Below are 15,810 nucleotides of genomic sequence, written 5' to 3'. Positions count from 1 at the left end.
CTCAGCGTTCGTCCGCTTGATAGGCATCGCGCACCTTGCCGTCGACCCGCCGCTGCCCCGGCTTGAGCCCGGCCGGTGCATCGCGGCGCGCAACACCGTCGACCCAGCGGATCGCGCCGCGCGGGCCGCGGACCTCGCCGTCGAAGCGGACCGCGGCCGCCGAAGCCTGCTGTGCCGCATCGCCACGGCGCTCGGCCGGCGAGGTGAACAACGTGCCCCAGCCGTCGTCGGCGATGGCCGCGCCGGCGATCAGCCACGCGCAGACGGCGTGATGCAGCCTCATTCCGCCACCCCGGATTCGGCCCGGTCGATGCTCAGCCAGTCGTAGCTGCAATCGATCTCCAGGCCCGCGTCACCGCGTCCGATCCGGCAGCGGCTTTCGACCGGCCAGCCGGGCAGCCTGCGCAGGCCGGCATTGAACGCCGACCACGCGGTCTCGTCGCCTGCCGCGAAACGGACGTCCAGCCTGCTGGCGTAGAGTTGCAGCCCGTCTCGCGCCGCCACGCCGGCCACCGCCGCGCGTGCGCCGATCCGGTAGTCCAGTCCGCGGTGGCGGCGTGCTTCGGCGTCGAGGTACTCGACCCACTCGAGCCGGTGCTCGCCGCCGATCACGCCGCGGCGGCGCAGCATCTGGTAGTCGCGCTGGTGGCCGGCCAGATGATCGAGCTGGGCCCGGGCCTCGCCGACCCTGGCCTGCGCTGCGCCCCTGGCGGCGCGCACCTGCTCGAATGCCGTCGTTGCCGCATCCCGGCTGCGGGCGACGACGACGACAAGCGCAATGCCGAGCACGAGCAGCAGCGCCAGCACGCACAGCTCGGCTCGCAGCAAGCGCCAATCGGAACGACGGCTCATTGCAGCGCACCGTCGGCCAGCGTCAGCTTCAGCGCGAAGTGCATCGCCTCGGCCGCCTCCGCCGGGCGCCCCTGCAGCGTCGCATGCGACCGGACGTCGAGCGGCAGCGTGACCACGTCGACGCTCAGCCCCGGCTCGGCACGCAAGCGCCTGACCAGCGCGTCGACGCGCGCCAGCGCCTGGCGATAATCCGCCGGCGCTTGTACCTGCCCTGCCAGCGAAAGCGTCTGCACCCGGGTGTTCGGCGCGGCCGGGCTCGCCCCCTGCGACGCCACGCCGCCGGTCGACGGCTCGGCGTCGGTCGCCGCTTCATCCGGCGGCGCGGCCGGCAGCGCCACGTCCCATTCGAGCGCGTCGATCCGCAAGCCCGGATACGCCGCCATCACCCTGCTGAGCCGGCGCGCACTGGCCTCGGCGCTCGGCCACGACGCCATGGTGCCGCGATAGAGCGCATCGACCGCGCGCAGCGCGACCGGATCGCCGACATCGCGTTTGAGCAGTGCGTCGCTGACGCGCTGCGACTCGCGCTGCAGCGACCGCAGCGCGGCCTGTTCGGCCACGGTCCGCGCCTCGAGTTCGCGCACGCCGTGCCAGACTGACGCCGACCACAGCAGCGACGCGGCCAGCACCAACCCGCCGGCGGCGCGCAGCGCCAGACCGGCGCGGCGGAGCGTTTCGAAACGGCGCACGTCGGCGGCCGCATAGTGCGCCGGCCAGCGGCCGCGGCCGATCTCGCCGGCCAGCAGCGCCGGCAGATCGGGCCCGGACGAACCGCCAGGCCCGGACAGCGGCACGACGTGCACCCCTTCGCCCGATTCGGCCAGTTGCCGTTGCAGCAGGCCGGCCAGCGCGGCGACGCGGCTGCCGTCGTCGAGCAGGAGCACGGTCACCGTGCTGCCGCGCTGCAGCACGCGTTCGCTCGTCAGATACTGCAAGGTCAGACGGACTTCGTCGGCCAGCACCGGCGCCAGCGCCTCGGCCGGCAGTCCGGCAAAGGACGCCTGCCCCTGGCTCAGCCGGGTGAAGCGCAGGCCCGCCGCGGTCAGCCACGCCTGCTGGATGCCGGCGTCGGCCAGCGGCGACAGCAGCAGCGTCGGCCCGTGGACGGCACCGATCCGGAACAGCATCGCTTCGATCAGCGCCGACGTCGCGTGGATGCCGGCAACGGCGCAGCGCGCATCGAGCAGGGTCTGGACCACGGCGTCGAGCGGCGCCCGCTGCGTCAGCGCCGACAGCACCAGCGTGCCGTCGGCGAGCAGCCGGGCGTAGCGGTACGGCATGCCGCGGTACGCCTGATCGAGCCGGCGCTGCATCAGCGCCCGGCGATCGCGGCGGCCGAGCGGCGGCAGCGTGTCGAAACTGAACGCCTCGTCGCCACCGGGAACCAGAATGCGGAAGCGCCGGTAGCCCCGGTGACGGCAATAGGCGGCAAAGTCGGCCAGCCCCGCCGCATCGGAGGCGAAGTGCGCATCGGCGACCCACGCTCCGGCAGCCAGCGCGCCGACCGCAAGGCCGCGTGGCGACAGCACGATCAGGCCGTCGGGGGCCAGACCGGGCCACATCAGCGCAACCTGCCTATGGTGTCGAAAATCGGCCCGAGCACCGCCGACATCACCCACAGCAGCAGCAGGCCGAGCACGACGGTCATGGTCGGTTCGATCAGCCCCTGGATTCGCGCGATCGCCTCGCGCACGTCGCGGTGGAAGAAATAGGCGACGTTGCGCATGCCGGTATCGAGGCCGCCGGTCTGCTCGCCGACCTTGAGCATGCGCAGCACCAGCGGCGGGAACAGCTGCTCGCGCTCGAAGCTGGCGGCAATGCCGCCGCCCTGGCCGATCTGCACCCGCACGCGGGCCAGCGCAGCGGCGATCGCCCGGTTACCTACGACGCTTTCGCAGATCGCAAGCGCGTCGAGAATCGGCAGCCCGGCCGAGTACAGCAGCCCGAACTGGTCGGCAAAGCGCGCCAGCGACAGCTTCTTCAGCGTGCCGCCGACAAAGGGAGCGGCCAGCTTGAGCGCATCGAGCCGCAACGCCAGCGCCGGGTTACGCCGCGCCCAGAGCAGCACGCCGGCCCACAGTACCGGCGGCAACAGCAGCAGCCACGCACCGTAGCCGACCAGCAGCTCCGACAGCGCGATCAGCAAGCGGGTGTTGAACGACAGGTCCTGGTTGATCGAACGCATGAACTCGACCAGCTGCGGCACGAGGTAACTTAGGAGGAAGGCGATCACCGCGACGACGACGACGGCGACGAACACCGGGTAGGACAGGACTTTCTTTGCCTGTGCGGCCAGTTCGTCCTGCCATTTGAGCGATTCGGCCAGGTTCGCCAGCACCGTCACCAGCTGGCCGCTGGCCTCTCCGGCGCGGACCAGACTGACGAAGAGCGGATTGAAGACGGCCGGGTGCAGCGCCAGCGCCTGCGAGAACAGCCTGCCGCCCTCGATCTCTTCGACCAGTTGCGCGATGACCATGCGAAACCGCGGATGCTCGACGCTGTCGCGCAGGTCGACCAAGCCTTCGATCAGCGGCACGCCGGCCCGGCTGGTCTGCTCGAGGTGAAAGCAGAACGAGACCAGCTCGCGCCGGCCGATCCGGCCGGCCAGCAGGCCGGGCAAGGCACGCGCGGGCCGGGCGCTGATCAGCGCCAGCGCCAGCCGCTTGAGCCGCAGCTCGAGGTCGGCGGCGTTGGCGGCGTCCATCGTCCCCCGGCGGATTCGGCCGTCGCCGTCGACAGCACGATAGCGGAACTGCATCAGCCTGCCGCCCGCGCGGTCATGTCGACGACGCGCGAGACCTCGTCGAGCGTCGTCGAACCGTCGCGCACGCGCCGGCACGCGTCGTCGATCAGCGGCACGAAACCGGTCGCCGCGACGGCGGCGCGCAGCTCGCGCAGGCTCGCACGGCGGGCGACGAGTTCATCGAGTTCGTCGTTGAACTTGAGGATTTCCATCACCGACATCCGGCCCCGGTAGCCCTGATGGTCGCAATGGCCGCAGCCGGCAGCCCTGTACAGCGTGACCGGCGCGTCGGCCGCTTCCGCGCCGAGCAGCCGCAGCTCGAAGTCGTCGGCCACGTAGGCCTCGCGGCAGTGGCGGCACAGCTTGCGCACCAGCCGCTGCGCGACCACGCCGATCAGGTTGCCGGCAAGGATGTCGGGCAGCACGCCGATGTCGAGCAGGCGGGGCAAGGCGCCGAGCGCCGAATTGGTGTGCAGGGTCGAGTAGACCTGGTGGCCGGTCATCGCCGCGCGCAAGGCCATCTCGGCGGTGTCGTGGTCGCGGATTTCGCCGACCAGGATCACGTCGGGGTCCTGGCGCATCAGCGAGCGGATGCCGTCGGCGAAATCCATCTTCACCGCTTCGTTCAGCGAGGTCTGCCGGACCAGCGGCAGCGGATACTCGACCGGGTCCTCGAGCGTCATCACGTTGATCGCTTCGGAACTCAGGTGCTTGAGCACCGAATACAGTGTCGTCGTCTTGCCGCTGCCGGTCGGGCCGGTGACGAGGATCAGCCCTTCCGGCCGGGCGATCATCAGCTGCAGCAACTGCAGGTTGGCGTCGGTCAGGCCGAGCGCGTCGAGCGGCACGAGCCCTTTCTGCCGGTCGAGGATGCGCAGCACGACGTTCTCGCCCCAGGTCGTCGGCTGGCTGGCGACGCGGAAATCGAGCGGCCGGCCCGCGAGCGTCAGCGAAATCCGCCCGTCCTGCGGCGCGCGCGTCTCGGCGAGGTTCATCTTCGCCATCACCTTGAGCCGCACGACCATCGCCGGCCAGTAGGTCCGATGCAGCGCGCGGATCTGCCGCAGCACGCCGTCGATCCGGTAGCGGATGCGCACGAAGCTCTGCTCGGGCTCGAAATGGAGGTCCGACGCGCCGCGCGACACCGCGTCGGCCAGCAGCGCGTCGATCAGCCGCACCACCGGCTGGTTGTATTCGGCGCCCTGCGACTGCAGGCCGCGCTCGTCGATCTCGCCGGTCTCGATCTCGTGCAGGATGCCGTCGATCGACAGCTCGAAACCGTAGTACTGGTCGATCGCATGGTTGAGCTGCGACTCGGCCGCAAGCTGCGTGACGATGGCGTAGCGGTTGCCGAGCTGCAGCCGCAGCTGGTCGAGCGCGACCAGATTGTTCGGCTGGACCATCGCCACCGTCAGCGTCGCCGTCTCGGTGTCGAGCGCGATCGGCAGCAGTTGCAGGCGCTTGGCCACGTCCTTGGCGATCAGCGCGACCGCGCGCGGGTCGGCGATCGTGTGCGCCAGATCGACACTGTCCTGCCCGAGGCTTACCGACAGCGCATCGCGCAGGATCGCCTCCGACACGAAACCGAGCCGGACCAGGATCTGCCCGAGCGGCAGGTTGCTGCGGCGCTGCTCAATCAGGCCGATGCGCAACTGATCGTCGCTGAGCAGGCCCTGACGAACGAGCTGTTCGCCGAGCGGCAGCCGGTGCGGCGCGTTCATTGCGCCCCCCCCAGCCCGTCGAGCCGCGCGCGCACCGCCGCCGGATCGAAGCGGCCCGGCCGGTCGGCGGCCAGCGCCAGCGCACGCCGGTAATAATCGGCGGCCAGTTGCGCCTGCTGCAGCCGGTCGAGGCTGATCGCCAGGTTGTAGGCGTAATCGGCCGACGTCGGCGAGCGGGTGAATGCCTGGAAGTACGCGGCCTGCGCCTCGGCCCAGCGCCCTTCGGCCGCGAGGCCGTTGCCGAGCACGAAGGCGGCATCGCCGTCACCACCGTCGGCCTGCTGCCTCAGCGTCGCGCGCTGGCGCTCGTCGCCCTGCCGCAGCGCAGCCAGCCCCGCCGATACGGCCGCGTCCTCCGGGTAGAGCTGGCCCAGCCGGCGGTACACGTCGGTCGCCGCGGCCGTCTTGCCCTGCCGCGCCAGCGTTGCGGCAAGGCCGAGCAAGGCGTCGCGCGAACGCGGATCCTGCCGTTCGGCCAGCCGGTAGTGCTGCTCGGCAAGGTCGAGCCGGCCCTGCTGGTAGGCATCGAAGCCGGCCTCGACCGCGACCGGAACGCGTTCGGCCGCCTCGCTGCGGCGCACCTCGACACGCTCCGCCGGCAGCGCCTGCTGCGGCTCGGTCCGGTCGTCCCGACCGGCTTTCTCGACGGCCGTCTCCACGGCAGCCGCTGCAACGCCGGAAGGCTGCGGCGTCGGCAGGGTGGCGGCCGGCGTCGACGCGACCACGGCGGGCCGTACCGGCTCGGCTTCGGCAGGCAGTGCAGCCGGCGCCGCGACCTCGGTCACCGGCAGCGGCCGGGTGGCGTACCAGACCCAGACGGCCGCCGCGAGCAGCGCAACGGCCAGTGCCAGCCACAGGTGGTAGGGCCGCTGCGGCCGGGCGGCCGCAGCAAGGAGGATCCGCGCATGCGCGGCGTCACCGGCCGGCGCCTTCACCGCTGCCGGTTCGACCGGCGCGACCGGCTCGGCGAGCGGGGGCAGCGCCTCGGCCGCTTCGGCCGGAGCCTCGGCGACCTGCTCCAGCGCCAGCGCCATCGGCGCGTCGGCCGGCAGGTCGAGCCCGCGCTTCTGCGCGTCGGCGCGCTTGAGCGCCTGCAGCAACAAGCTCACCGCGTGCCCCTGTTCGGCGACGCGGTCAGCCCGCCCTGAAAGGCGGAGAGGTCCTGATCCTGCGGCTTGTCGAAGAAGTCGGCGCCGGGCAGATAGCCCTTGAGTCCGGACAGATCGCCGTCGACGCTCGCGTTGCGGACCACCATCGGCCGCAGGAAAACGACGAGTTCGATCTTGCGCACCTTGTCGTCGCGAAAGCTGAACAGATCGCCGGCAAGCGGAACGCGCGAGACACCGGGCACGCCCGAACGGTGGGTGTCGAGCAGGTCCTGGATCAGCCCGCCGAGCACGGCGATCTGCCCGCTCGGCACCTTCAGCGTCGAATCGAACTCGCGCACCTGCAGCACCGGCACCAGGCTCTGCAGGCTGACCCTGGCCTGCGCCGCCAGCAGGGCCACCGCCGGGTCGGCAACATAACCGCTGATATTGGTGATCGTCGGCCGCACGTTGAGCGAAATCGTGCTGTCCTCGGCGATCTGCGGCGTCACCTGCATCACCAGCCCCACCGGTACGGTATTGAGCGTGCTGGTCAGGTTGGTCACGGTCTGGCTGTCGTTCTGGTTGGTCTGCTGCGTGATGGTGAAGTAGACCTGCTCCTCGACAACCTTCATCAGCGCGGTCTGGTTGTTCAGCGCGATGATCTTCGGGCTCGACAGCACACGCGTGCGGCCGAACTGCTCGAGCATCTTCACGGTCACGTCGAAGCCGTGGTTCGGATTGCTGTACGACACCGCGGTGAACGGCGCCTGCGCCAGCGCGGCACCGATGTTCTGCACCGCGAAATTGACGCCATTGGTCGCGATCCGGCTCCAGTCGACGCCGGCCTGGTATTCGTTCGACAGCGCAACCTCGACGATCGTCGCCTCGATCAGCACCTGCCGCGATGCGCTCGCCTGCACCGCTGCGAGCATCTCAGCCACGCGCAGCTGGTCCTTGTGCGCGGCACGCACGGTGATCGTGCCGGTTTCCGGATGCACGATCACCTGGTTGGCCACCGGGGCCGGCGGCGGCGCCACGGGCACCGTCCTTGCCAGCAGCGCACCGGTCTCGGCCTGCGCCTTGCCGGCCTGCGCCAGCGTTTTCTCGATCTGCGCCAGCTGCTGCACGGTTTGCGGCGTGACCGGCGACGCCATCGCCACCTGCGCGGCGGCCTGCTGCGCGACACTGGGCGACGCACCGTCGGTGATGCCCAGCATCACCTTCAGGTTGTTTTCCAGCCGGCGCCAGAACTGGTGCTCGGAAGCCATTTCCAGCTGCGTACTCGATGTGTTGCCGTAATCGCCGGCACTCGACGGCGCCGGCGCCGCGCCGCCACTGGCGGAGCCGCTGCTGCCAACGCTCGATACCGAATTGAGCACGTTCACCGCCGACTTCACGTTGCGCGACACATTCATATAGTCGAGCGAATACGTCTTCAGGTACGGCGCATCCGGCATCACCGTCAGCACGCCGTCGGCAAGCGTCCAGCGGATATCGGCCTGGCGCGCAACGCGGTCCATGATCTGCGGCAGTGTCTGGTTGATCGCGTTCAGCGTGATCACGCCGGCGGCGTCCGGATGTACGTCGACGTTGACCCTGGCATCGCGGCCGAGCGCGAACAGCAGCTCGGCGAGCGGCAGCCTGTGCACGACGACGCTGAATGTCTCGGTTCTGGGCGCCGGGCGCGGCCTGGGGAGCGGCGGCAGGCCGTTGACCGTCGGCGGAATCGCCGCAGCCGGCGCGCTGGCCGCGGCCAGATGCCGGGCGGGCGGGATCGTCAGCCCCGCATTGCCGGCGCAGCCGCCCAGCAAGGCCGCAAACAGCGGCCAGAACGGGCGCGGATCAAGCACGGGACCACCTGCCGGCGAACAGCGCGCCGAGGCGCTGCCAGTACCGCGGCCGGCGGTAGGCGCAATCGGCCACCGCAGCCCGGGCATGCCGGCCGCGGACCGCGTGCTCGCCGTCGGCAAACGCCGCCAGCAAGGCCTTGTCGGCCAGGATGTTGGCGCGCCGGGCCAGGCCGCCGGCGGCGCCGGCAATCCGCCGCAGCGCCGCCGGCGAGAACGGCTGCGGGCCGCGATAGCCGGCCGCGCGCAAGCGGAACTCCAGATACGCCGACAGCTCGTCGCGCCCGAACGGGCCCAGCGCAAACGCATGGGTGATGCGCTCGGAAAGCTGTCTCAACTCGTAACCCTGCAGTCGGGAATCGAGCTCGGGCTGACCGAACAGCACGATCTGCAGCAGCTTGTCGTGGCCGTGATCGAGGTTGGACAGCAGCCGGATCGTTTCCAGCCCCTGCACCGGCATCGCATGCGCTTCATCGACGACGACGACGACGCGCCGGCCCCGGGCAAAGCGTTCGATCAGCGCCAGTTGCAGCGCCTGCACCCGCAAGCCGGTCCGCCCCGGCTCGAGCGGCAGACCCAGCTCGCCCGCGATCGCCTCGAGCAGTTCGTCGCGGTCGAGCTGCGGATGCGGAATGAAGACGAGGTCGGCATCGCCCGCCAGTCGCTCGAGCAGCATCCGGCACAACATCGTCTTGCCGCTGCCGACTTCGCCGACTACCTTGATCAGGCCTTCACCGTTCAGCACCGCGTAACGCAGCGCCGCCAGCATTTCGCCCCTTCGCCCGCCGGCAAAGAAGAACGCCGGGTGCGGCGTGATCCGGAACGGCGGGGCATCGAGGCCGAAATGTTGCAAATACATGACAATTGGTAATATTCACGAAATTTTTGTCAGCCGGATACTAGGCGGGACGTGAATATTTGCCAAGTTTTCTTACACTGTATGTGTTGTATCGGCGGTTCTTTGTCATGGCCCTGAACATGACAGCCGTCGTACAATGACCAATCCCTGTACTCATCAGTCTAGTCAGCCACCTTGTCCAATTCGCCCGCCATGGTCGTCTTCGACGACGTCTCGTTTGCCTACGGCGAGCAGTCCGTGCTGCGCGACCTGTCGCTGCGCATCGACCGCGGCCAGGTGGTCGCGATCATGGGCGGCTCGGGTTCGGGCAAGACCACGCTGCTCAAGCTGATCGGCGGGCAGCTCCGTGCCGGCACCGGCCGGGTGCTGGTCGACGGCGACGACGTCGGCGCCATGAACGAGGCGCGGCTCTACGGCATGCGCCGCAAGCTCGGCATGCTGTTCCAGTTCGGCGCACTGTTCACCGACCTCTCGGTCTACGACAACGTCGCGTTTCCGCTGCGCGAACGCGGCAAGGTGCCCGAATCGGTGATCCGCGACCTGGTGCTGATGAAGCTGCACGCGGTCGGCCTGCGCGGTGCGGCGCAACTGATGCCGAACGAACTGTCGGGCGGCATGGCCAGGCGCGTGGCGCTGGCACGGGCGATCGCGCTCGACCCGCGCATCATGCTTTACGACGAACCGTTCACCGGGCTCGACCCGATTTCGCTCGGCGTCACCGGCCAGCTGATCCGCGAGCTCAACGACGCGCTCGGCGGCGCATCGATCGTCGTCACCCACGACGTCGCCGAATCGCTGGCCATCGTCGACTACGTCTATTTCCTCGCCGACGGCGCGGTCGTCGCCCAGGGCACGCCGGACGAGGTGCGTGCCTCGACGCACCCCTTCGTCAAACAGTTCGTCAACGGCGAGCCCGACGGCCCGGTGCCGTTCCACCGCGAGGCCGAACCGTACGCGGCGGCACTGAACCTGGAGCGGCCATGACGAATCCGCTTTCCCGCGCGCTGCAGAGCCTCGGCGCCCCGGTCACCGGCGCGCTGATCAAGCTCGGCTTCGCCTGCCGCTTTCTCTGGTCGGTGCTGAAGGCATCGCCGTTCGCGCTGAGCCGTTTCTCGCTGACGATGCGCGAGATCTGGTTCGCCGGCGTACTGTCGGTGCTGATCGTCGCGGTCTCGGGGCTTTTCGTCGGCATGGTGCTGGCACTGCAGGGTTACGAGACGCTGGTGCGTTTCGGCGCGTCGAGCTCGCTCGGCGTGCTGGTCGCGCTGTCGCTGGTGCGGGAACTCGGACCGGTGATCGGCGCGCTGCTGTTCGCCAGCCGCGCCGGCAGCGCGATCACCGCCGAGATCGGCCTGATGAAGGCGACCGAGCAGTTGTCGGCAATGGAAATGATGGCGGTCAACCCGGTCGCGCGCGTCGTCGCCCCGAAGTTCTGGGGTGGCGTGATTTCGATGCCGTTGCTGGCGGCACTGTTCAGCGCGATGGGGATTTTCGGCGGCTACCTCGTCGGCGTGCATCTGCTCGGGCTCGATGCCGGCAGTTTCTGGAGCCAGATGCAGGCCTCGGTCGATTTCCGCCTCGACGTGATCAACGGCGTGATCAAGAGCGTGTTTTTCGGCATCGCGGTCAGCCTGATCGCGGTGTTCGAGGGCTACGACGCGCCGCCGACGGCCGAAGGCGTCTCGGGCGCAACGACGCGCACCGTCGTCACCAGCGCGCTGGTGATCCTCGGTCTGGACGTGCTGCTGACGGCCTTCATGTTCCGCGGCGTTTGACGCGGCCGCAGGACGGCACACAATTAACACAATTGGATACTTGAGATTGTTGCGATGAAACGGACAATGATCGACTTCTGGGTCGGGCTTTTTATTGCGATCGGCATCGTCGCGCTGCTGTTCCTGGCGCTGAAGGTCAGCAGCCAGAGCAGCCTGCCGGCGGCGAGCACCTACACGGTCACCGCCAACTTCGAGAACATCGGCGGGCTGAAGGTGCGCGCACCGGTCAAGAGCGCCGGTGTCGTCGTCGGCCGGGTATCGGCGATCTCGCTCGACCCGCAGCGTTACGTCGCCAGCGTGACGATGAAGCTCGACGACCGTTACCGATTCAGCCGCGATACCAGCGCCGAGATCCTCACCTCGGGCCTTCTGGGCGAACAGTACATCGGTCTCGAGCCGGGCGCCGACGACAAGATGCTCAAGGATGGCGACCGGATCACGATCACCTCGTCGGCGATCGTGCTGGAACAACTGATCAGCCGCTTCCTGTTTTCCAAGGCAGATGAAGGCGGCACGAGTACTACGGAGAAATAAGACATGAAAAAATGGATTGCTGCCCTGCTCTTCTCGTTGCTGCCGGCCTTCGCGCTCGCCGCGGCGGAGCCCGAACAGATCGTCCGTGGCGTCAGCAACGACGTGCTGGCCATCCTCAAGCAGGGAGACAAGGACCCGGCCAGGGTACGCGACCAGGTCGACGCCCGCGTCTCGCCGCTGGCCGACTACACCCGGATGACCTCGCTCGCCGTCGGCAAGTACTGGCGCCAGGCCACGCCGGAGCAGCAGCAGGCGCTGGCGCGGGAGTTCCGCACCATGCTGGTCCGCACCTATATGTCGGCGCTGACGATCTACAAGAACGCCGAAGTCGACGTCAAGGGTTCCCGCCCGGGCGCCGATTCGAGCGAGCAGACCGTCCGCACCGAGGTGTCGATTCCGGGCCAGAAGCCGATCCCGCTCGACTTCTATTTCGAGAAGGTCGGCAGCAACTGGAAGGTGTTCGACATCGCCGTCGACGGCATCAGCTTCACCGTCAACAACCGCAACCAGTTCGGTACGGTGATCCGCAAGGACGGCATCGACGGCCTGATCAAGACGCTGTCCGACCGCAACGCCAAGCTCGCCGCCAGTGGCAAGCAAGGTGGCTGATGTGCGCAGGCTCGCCATGAACGGCGAGCTAACCCTTGCCACCGCGGCCTCGCGGCTGACGCTGGCCGACTGGCCGGCCGCGAACGGCAGGCTCGACATCGACCTGGCCGACGTCACCAAAGCCGACTCGGCCGGTGTCTCGGTCCTGCTGCACTGGCTGCGCGAAGCACGACGACGGCAAGTAACGCTACACTTTGTCAATCTGCCACCGACGCTGGCGCAACTGGCGCGCCTTTATGGCGTGGCCGACTGGTTGCACGAACGCTGAAAACCGGCCGCACTTGCGGCCGGTGCTCTTTCATCCTGCACCCCGGTGCAGACGCGCTACCCTGAACAGACCATGACCCACAAAGCCTTGCGCCTGGCGGGCCTGATGCTCCCGCTGCTGCTGACTGCCTGTGCAACGCCACAGAACAACTACGACCCGATCGAGCCGGTCAACCGGGGCGTTTTCGCCTTCAATCGCGCGGTCGACCGTGCGGTACTGCGCCCGGTGGCGCAGACCTATGTCGATTACGTACCAGGTCCGGTCAAGGACGGCACGTCCAACTTCTTTTCGAACATCGACGACCTGTTCGGCTCGGTCGCCGCGCTGTTCCAGGGCAAGTTCTCCGAGGCCGGGACCGGTGCCGGCCGCGTCCTCGTCAACACCACCTTCGGCATGTTCGGCCTGTTCGACTGGGGCACCCGGATGGGGCTGGAAAAGGGCAACGCCGATTTCGGCCAGACCCTCGGCCACTGGGGCGTCGGCTCCGGCCCCTATCTGATGGTGCCGTTCTACGGCCCGCTGACCTTGCGCGACACCGCCGACCCGCTGGTCCGGCTGACCTGGGGGCCAATCGACTACATCGACCCGCTGGCCGGGCAGATCGCCTACTACGGCGTCTACTTCGTCGACGCGCGCAGCCGGCTGCTGCCGCTCGACGCGATGCTCGACAGCCAGATCGATCCGTACGCGTACATGCGCGACGCCTACCTGCAGGCACGCTGGAACAAGGTCTACGACGGCCAGCCGCCGCATCCGCTGCAGCTGGGTGACGACGACGATGACGACATCGCGCCGACCGCCTCCGGCGTCGCAGCGGAAGCCGCCAGCGCCGCGGCCGCGATCGATCCGTCGGCTTCGGCTTCGGCTTCGGCTTCGGCTTCGGCTTCGGCTTCGGCTTCGGCTTCGGCACCAGCATCGGCCACCGCGTCCGAACCGGCCGAAGCACCGGCGCCCGCCACGGCAACGCCATGAGCGCCATCTCGTTCGACCGCGTCGTCAAGCGTTACGGCGACTTCAACGCGCTGTCCGGCGTCAGCTTCGACGTCGCCGAGGGCGATTTCTTCGCCCTGCTCGGCCCGAACGGCGCCGGCAAGACCACGCTGATCTCGATCCTCGGCGGCCTGGCGCGCGCCAGCAGCGGCCGCATCTCGGTGATGGGCCACGACGTCGCCGACGACTACCGTGCCGCGCGCCGCGCGGTCGGCATCGTGCCGCAGGAGCTGGTGTTCGACCCCTTCTTCAGCGTGCGCGAGTCGCTGGTGTTCCAGTCCGGCTACTTCGGGCTGAAGAAGAACGGCGACTGGATCGACGAAATCCTCGAGAACCTCGGCCTGACCGCCAAGGCGAACGCCAATATGCGCGCGCTGTCGGGCGGGATGAAGCGCCGGGTGATGGTCGCCCAGGCGCTGGTCCACCGGCCGCCGGTGATCGTCCTCGACGAGCCGACCGCCGGCGTCGACGTCGAGCTGCGCCAGACGCTGTGGGATTTCGTCCAGCGGCTCAACGACCAGGGCCACACCATCGTGCTGACGACGCACTACCTCGAAGAAGCCGAGGCGCTGTGCAACCGGATCGCCATGCTCAAGCAGGGCAGGCTGCTGGCACTCGAAGACAAGCACACGCTGCTCGATCACGGCCGCAGCCGGACCTTGCGGCTCAGGCTCGACGGCGCGCTGCCGGCCAGCCTTGCCCCGCTGGCACTGCGCGGCAGCGACGGCCTGGTCGAGCTGAAGCTCGCCGACGTCGGCGCACTCGAAACCATCCTCGCAACGCTGAAGTCCGCGTCGGTCACGGTCCGCGACATCGAAGTCGTCAAGCCGGACCTCGAGGACATCTTCGTCGAAATGATGCACAGCCAATGACCCCGACAACGATCCGCCCGGCGCAACTGACCGATGCACCCATCCTCGCCCGGCTGATGACCTCGCTGGGCTACCCGAGCACCGACTGCGAGATGCAGACGCGGCTCGGCCAGCTCGACAAGGCCGGCGGCTACGGTGCACTGGTCGCCGAGCAGGACGGCGCCGTCGTCGGCCTGATCGGCCTCGCACTCGGGCTGTCGCTCGACCAGGACGGCGCGCACGCGCGCATCATCGCCCTTGTCGTCGCCGAACACTGCCGCGGCGGCGGCGTCGGCCAGGCGCTGCTCGCCGCCGGCGAAGCGTGGGCGCGCGAGCACGGCGCCGACCGGCTGATCGTCAACAGCGCCCACCAGCGCGAACACGCCCACCACTTCTACGAAACGCAGGGCTACCGCGATACCGGGCTGCGCTTCGTCAAAACGCTGGATTAACCCGCAGGCTCCCGATGCAAGGCTTTACCACGCTGTTCTACAAGGAGCTGCTGCGCTTCTGGAAGGTTTCGTTCCAGACCGTCGCCGCGCCGGTGCTCACCGCGCTGCTCTACCTGCTGATCTTCGCCCACGTGCTCGACGCCCATGTCCAGCCCTACCCTGGCGTGCGCTACACCGCTTTCCTGATCCCGGGGCTGGCGATGATGAGCATGCTGCAGAACGCGTTCTCGAACACGAGTTCGAGCCTGATCCAGTCCAAGATCACCGGCAACCTGGTGTTCATCCTGCTGCCGCCGCTGTCGCACTTCGAGTTCTTCGCCGCCTACGTGCTCGCCGCCGTCGTGCGCGGTGTCATGGTCGGCGCCGGCGTGCTGCTGGTGACCTTGCTGTTCGCGGTGCCGCCGGTCGCCAACCCGCTCTGGGTGCTCGCATTCGCGCTGCTCGGCAGCGCGCTGATGGCGGTGCTCGGGCTGATCGCCGGCATCTGGGCGGAGAAATTCGACCAGCTCGCCGCGTTCCAGAACTTCCTGATCATGCCGCTGACCTTCCTGTCGGGCGTGTTCTACTCGATCCACTCGCTCCCGCCGTTCTGGTACAGCGTGTCGCAGTGGAACCCGGTGTTCTACGCCATCGACGGTTTCCGGCACGGATTCTTCGGCGTCTCGGACGTTTCGCCGTGGCAAAGCCTCGCGGTCGTCGGCGTGGCGCTGATAGCGCTGTCGCTCTGGGCCTACTCGCTGATAAAATCGGGCTACAAAATCAGGCACTAAGCCCCACCAAGCCCATGACTCCCGAATTCGTCCAGCAACTGATCACCGACCGTCTCGATGCCACCCACGTCCACGTGAACGGCGACGGCCACCACTTCTACGCCCGCATCGTCAGCCCGCGCTTCGAAGGCCTCGGCCTCCTGGCGCGGCACCGGCTCGTCAAGGACGCGCTGAAGGACGTGATCGACTCGGGCGAACTGCACGCGCTGTCGCTGGAAAAGACCGCCACGCCGGCCGAATGGGCCGCGCAGTGAGCGAGCCGAACGAGCGCTTCTCGCTCGACGCGATCGAGCGCGAGCGCGCCAAGCTCGAAGCCGCCAAAAAAGCGGCCATCGAGTCCGGCAAGCGCGACCAGACCCACGGCCTCGTGGCGCTGACCAACCTGCCGTGGCTGATCGCCGCGGCCGCGCTGGCCTACTGGTACTTCTTCCGCTAGCCCCCAATCAATCCG

19 protein-coding genes are annotated in these 15,810 nt (G+C 68.7%); 11 read left to right on the top strand and 8 right to left on the bottom strand.

Annotated features, from left to right (window positions below):
• Position 1: 1 nt before the first annotated feature.
• The 8 genes from BJP62_RS13035 to BJP62_RS13000 are packed head-to-tail and all read right to left on the bottom strand — an operon-like array spanning position 2 to position 9,110.
• The gene (locus BJP62_RS13035) at positions 2-283 is read right to left on the bottom strand and encodes a hypothetical protein (protein ID WP_070530220.1); all 282 of its coding nucleotides are present in this window, start codon (positions 281-283) and stop codon (positions 2-4) included.
• Positions 280-852, bottom strand: a complete 573-nt coding sequence (locus BJP62_RS13030) for a hypothetical protein (RefSeq protein ID WP_145927206.1) — start codon at positions 850-852, stop codon at positions 280-282. The genes BJP62_RS13035 and BJP62_RS13030 overlap by 4 nt, the downstream gene beginning before the upstream one ends.
• Positions 849-2,414 carry a hypothetical protein gene (locus tag BJP62_RS13025; RefSeq protein WP_070530217.1) on the bottom strand — a complete coding sequence of 522 codons (1,566 nt, stop codon included), beginning with the start codon at positions 2,412-2,414 and terminating at the stop codon, positions 849-851. The genes BJP62_RS13030 and BJP62_RS13025 overlap by 4 nt, the downstream gene beginning before the upstream one ends.
• Positions 2,414-3,610 carry a type II secretion system F family protein gene (locus tag BJP62_RS13020; protein ID WP_083300912.1) on the bottom strand — a complete coding sequence of 399 codons (1,197 nt, stop codon included), beginning with the start codon at positions 3,608-3,610 and terminating at the stop codon, positions 2,414-2,416. The genes BJP62_RS13025 and BJP62_RS13020 overlap by 1 nt, the downstream gene beginning before the upstream one ends.
• On the bottom strand, positions 3,610-5,316 hold the full coding sequence (locus tag BJP62_RS13015) for a GspE/PulE family protein (protein WP_070530215.1): 1,707 nt from the start codon (positions 5,314-5,316) through the stop codon (positions 3,610-3,612). Before BJP62_RS13015 ends, BJP62_RS13020 begins: the two co-directional genes overlap by 1 nt.
• Complete coding sequence (locus BJP62_RS13010) at positions 5,313-6,425, bottom strand: lipopolysaccharide assembly protein LapB (protein WP_145927205.1); 1,113 nt, start codon at positions 6,423-6,425, stop codon at positions 5,313-5,315. Before BJP62_RS13010 ends, BJP62_RS13015 begins: the two co-directional genes overlap by 4 nt.
• Positions 6,422-8,254 carry a type II secretion system protein GspD gene (locus BJP62_RS13005; protein ID WP_070530213.1) on the bottom strand — a complete coding sequence of 611 codons (1,833 nt, stop codon included), beginning with the start codon at positions 8,252-8,254 and terminating at the stop codon, positions 6,422-6,424. Before BJP62_RS13005 ends, BJP62_RS13010 begins: the two co-directional genes overlap by 4 nt.
• Positions 8,247-9,110 carry an ExeA family protein gene (locus tag BJP62_RS13000; RefSeq protein ID WP_070530212.1) on the bottom strand — a complete coding sequence of 288 codons (864 nt, stop codon included), beginning with the start codon at positions 9,108-9,110 and terminating at the stop codon, positions 8,247-8,249. The genes BJP62_RS13005 and BJP62_RS13000 overlap by 8 nt, the downstream gene beginning before the upstream one ends.
• Before the next feature lie 192 nt (positions 9,111-9,302).
• Between BJP62_RS13000 and BJP62_RS12995 the strand changes: the two genes are divergently transcribed.
• The 11 genes from BJP62_RS12995 (at position 9,303) to BJP62_RS12945 (ending at position 15,795) form a co-directional block, all read left to right on the top strand.
• Complete coding sequence (locus BJP62_RS12995) at positions 9,303-10,094, top strand: ABC transporter ATP-binding protein (protein ID WP_070530210.1); 792 nt, start codon at positions 9,303-9,305, stop codon at positions 10,092-10,094.
• Complete coding sequence (gene mlaE / locus BJP62_RS12990; protein WP_070530208.1) at positions 10,091-10,885, top strand: lipid asymmetry maintenance ABC transporter permease subunit MlaE; 795 nt, start codon at positions 10,091-10,093, stop codon at positions 10,883-10,885. Before BJP62_RS12995 ends, mlaE begins: the two co-directional genes overlap by 4 nt.
• 54 nt (positions 10,886-10,939) lie before the next feature.
• Positions 10,940-11,419, top strand: a complete 480-nt coding sequence (mlaD, locus tag BJP62_RS12985) for an outer membrane lipid asymmetry maintenance protein MlaD (protein ID WP_070530207.1) — start codon at positions 10,940-10,942, stop codon at positions 11,417-11,419.
• A 3-nt stretch (positions 11,420-11,422) separates the two neighbouring features.
• A complete protein-coding gene (locus BJP62_RS12980) occupies positions 11,423-12,028 on the top strand; it encodes a phospholipid-binding protein MlaC (RefSeq protein WP_070530205.1) in 606 nt (201 codons plus the stop codon).
• A 1-nt stretch (position 12,029) separates the two neighbouring features.
• Positions 12,030-12,296 (top strand): lipid asymmetry maintenance protein MlaB, encoded by a 267-nt coding sequence (locus BJP62_RS12975; RefSeq protein WP_145927204.1) that lies wholly within the window; start codon positions 12,030-12,032, stop codon positions 12,294-12,296.
• A 72-nt stretch (positions 12,297-12,368) separates the two neighbouring features.
• Positions 12,369-13,268, top strand: a complete 900-nt coding sequence (locus tag BJP62_RS12970) for a VacJ family lipoprotein (RefSeq protein ID WP_070530202.1) — start codon at positions 12,369-12,371, stop codon at positions 13,266-13,268.
• Positions 13,265-14,158 (top strand): ABC transporter ATP-binding protein, encoded by an 894-nt coding sequence (locus BJP62_RS12965; RefSeq protein ID WP_070530200.1) that lies wholly within the window; start codon positions 13,265-13,267, stop codon positions 14,156-14,158. Before BJP62_RS12970 ends, BJP62_RS12965 begins: the two co-directional genes overlap by 4 nt.
• A complete protein-coding gene (locus BJP62_RS12960; protein WP_070530198.1) occupies positions 14,155-14,589 on the top strand; it encodes a GNAT family N-acetyltransferase in 435 nt (144 codons plus the stop codon). The genes BJP62_RS12965 and BJP62_RS12960 overlap by 4 nt, the downstream gene beginning before the upstream one ends.
• A 14-nt stretch (positions 14,590-14,603) precedes the next feature.
• Positions 14,604-15,359: an ABC transporter permease gene (locus BJP62_RS12955; protein ID WP_070530196.1), complete on the top strand. Its 756-nt coding sequence runs from the start codon at positions 14,604-14,606 to the stop codon at positions 15,357-15,359.
• Between the two features lie 14 nt (positions 15,360-15,373).
• The gene (locus BJP62_RS12950) at positions 15,374-15,613 is read left to right on the top strand and encodes a BolA family protein (RefSeq protein ID WP_070530195.1); all 240 of its coding nucleotides are present in this window, start codon (positions 15,374-15,376) and stop codon (positions 15,611-15,613) included.
• Positions 15,610-15,795, top strand: a complete 186-nt coding sequence (locus BJP62_RS12945; protein WP_145927203.1) for a hypothetical protein — start codon at positions 15,610-15,612, stop codon at positions 15,793-15,795. Before BJP62_RS12950 ends, BJP62_RS12945 begins: the two co-directional genes overlap by 4 nt.
• The last annotated feature ends 15 nt before the right edge of the window (positions 15,796-15,810 follow it).

Source organism: Jeongeupia sp. USM3 (assembly GCF_001808185.1).
Taxonomy (GTDB): domain Bacteria; phylum Pseudomonadota; class Gammaproteobacteria; order Burkholderiales; family Chitinibacteraceae; genus Jeongeupia.
Note: the sequence above shows the minus strand (reverse complement) of the source record. Positions and strands in the feature narration are given on the sequence as shown.

Excerpts from the sequence above, each read along its gene's own strand:
- BJP62_RS13035 (WP_070530220.1), bottom strand. The coding sequence starts at position 283 with ATGAGGCTGCATCACGCCGTCTGCGCGTGGCTGATCGCCGGCGCGGCC.
- BJP62_RS13030 (WP_145927206.1), bottom strand. The coding sequence starts at position 852 with ATGAGCCGTCGTTCCGATTGGCGCTTGCTGCGAGCCGAGCTGTGCGTG.
- BJP62_RS13025 (WP_070530217.1), bottom strand. The coding sequence starts at position 2,414 with ATGTGGCCCGGTCTGGCCCCCGACGGCCTGATCGTGCTGTCGCCACGC.
- BJP62_RS13020 (WP_083300912.1), bottom strand. The coding sequence starts at position 3,610 with ATGCAGTTCCGCTATCGTGCTGTCGACGGCGACGGCCGAATCCGCCGG.
- BJP62_RS13015 (WP_070530215.1), bottom strand. The coding sequence starts at position 5,316 with ATGAACGCGCCGCACCGGCTGCCGCTCGGCGAACAGCTCGTTCGTCAG.
- BJP62_RS13000 (WP_070530212.1), bottom strand. The coding sequence starts at position 9,110 with ATGTATTTGCAACATTTCGGCCTCGATGCCCCGCCGTTCCGGATCACG.
- BJP62_RS12995 (WP_070530210.1), top strand. The coding sequence starts at position 9,303 with ATGGTCGTCTTCGACGACGTCTCGTTTGCCTACGGCGAGCAGTCCGTG.
- mlaE (WP_070530208.1), top strand. The coding sequence starts at position 10,091 with ATGACGAATCCGCTTTCCCGCGCGCTGCAGAGCCTCGGCGCCCCGGTC.
- mlaD (WP_070530207.1), top strand. The coding sequence starts at position 10,940 with ATGAAACGGACAATGATCGACTTCTGGGTCGGGCTTTTTATTGCGATC.
- BJP62_RS12980 (WP_070530205.1), top strand. The coding sequence starts at position 11,423 with ATGAAAAAATGGATTGCTGCCCTGCTCTTCTCGTTGCTGCCGGCCTTC.
- BJP62_RS12970 (WP_070530202.1), top strand. The coding sequence starts at position 12,369 with ATGACCCACAAAGCCTTGCGCCTGGCGGGCCTGATGCTCCCGCTGCTG.
- BJP62_RS12965 (WP_070530200.1), top strand. The coding sequence starts at position 13,265 with ATGAGCGCCATCTCGTTCGACCGCGTCGTCAAGCGTTACGGCGACTTC.
- BJP62_RS12960 (WP_070530198.1), top strand. The coding sequence starts at position 14,155 with ATGACCCCGACAACGATCCGCCCGGCGCAACTGACCGATGCACCCATC.
- BJP62_RS12955 (WP_070530196.1), top strand. The coding sequence starts at position 14,604 with ATGCAAGGCTTTACCACGCTGTTCTACAAGGAGCTGCTGCGCTTCTGG.
- BJP62_RS12950 (WP_070530195.1), top strand. The coding sequence starts at position 15,374 with ATGACTCCCGAATTCGTCCAGCAACTGATCACCGACCGTCTCGATGCC.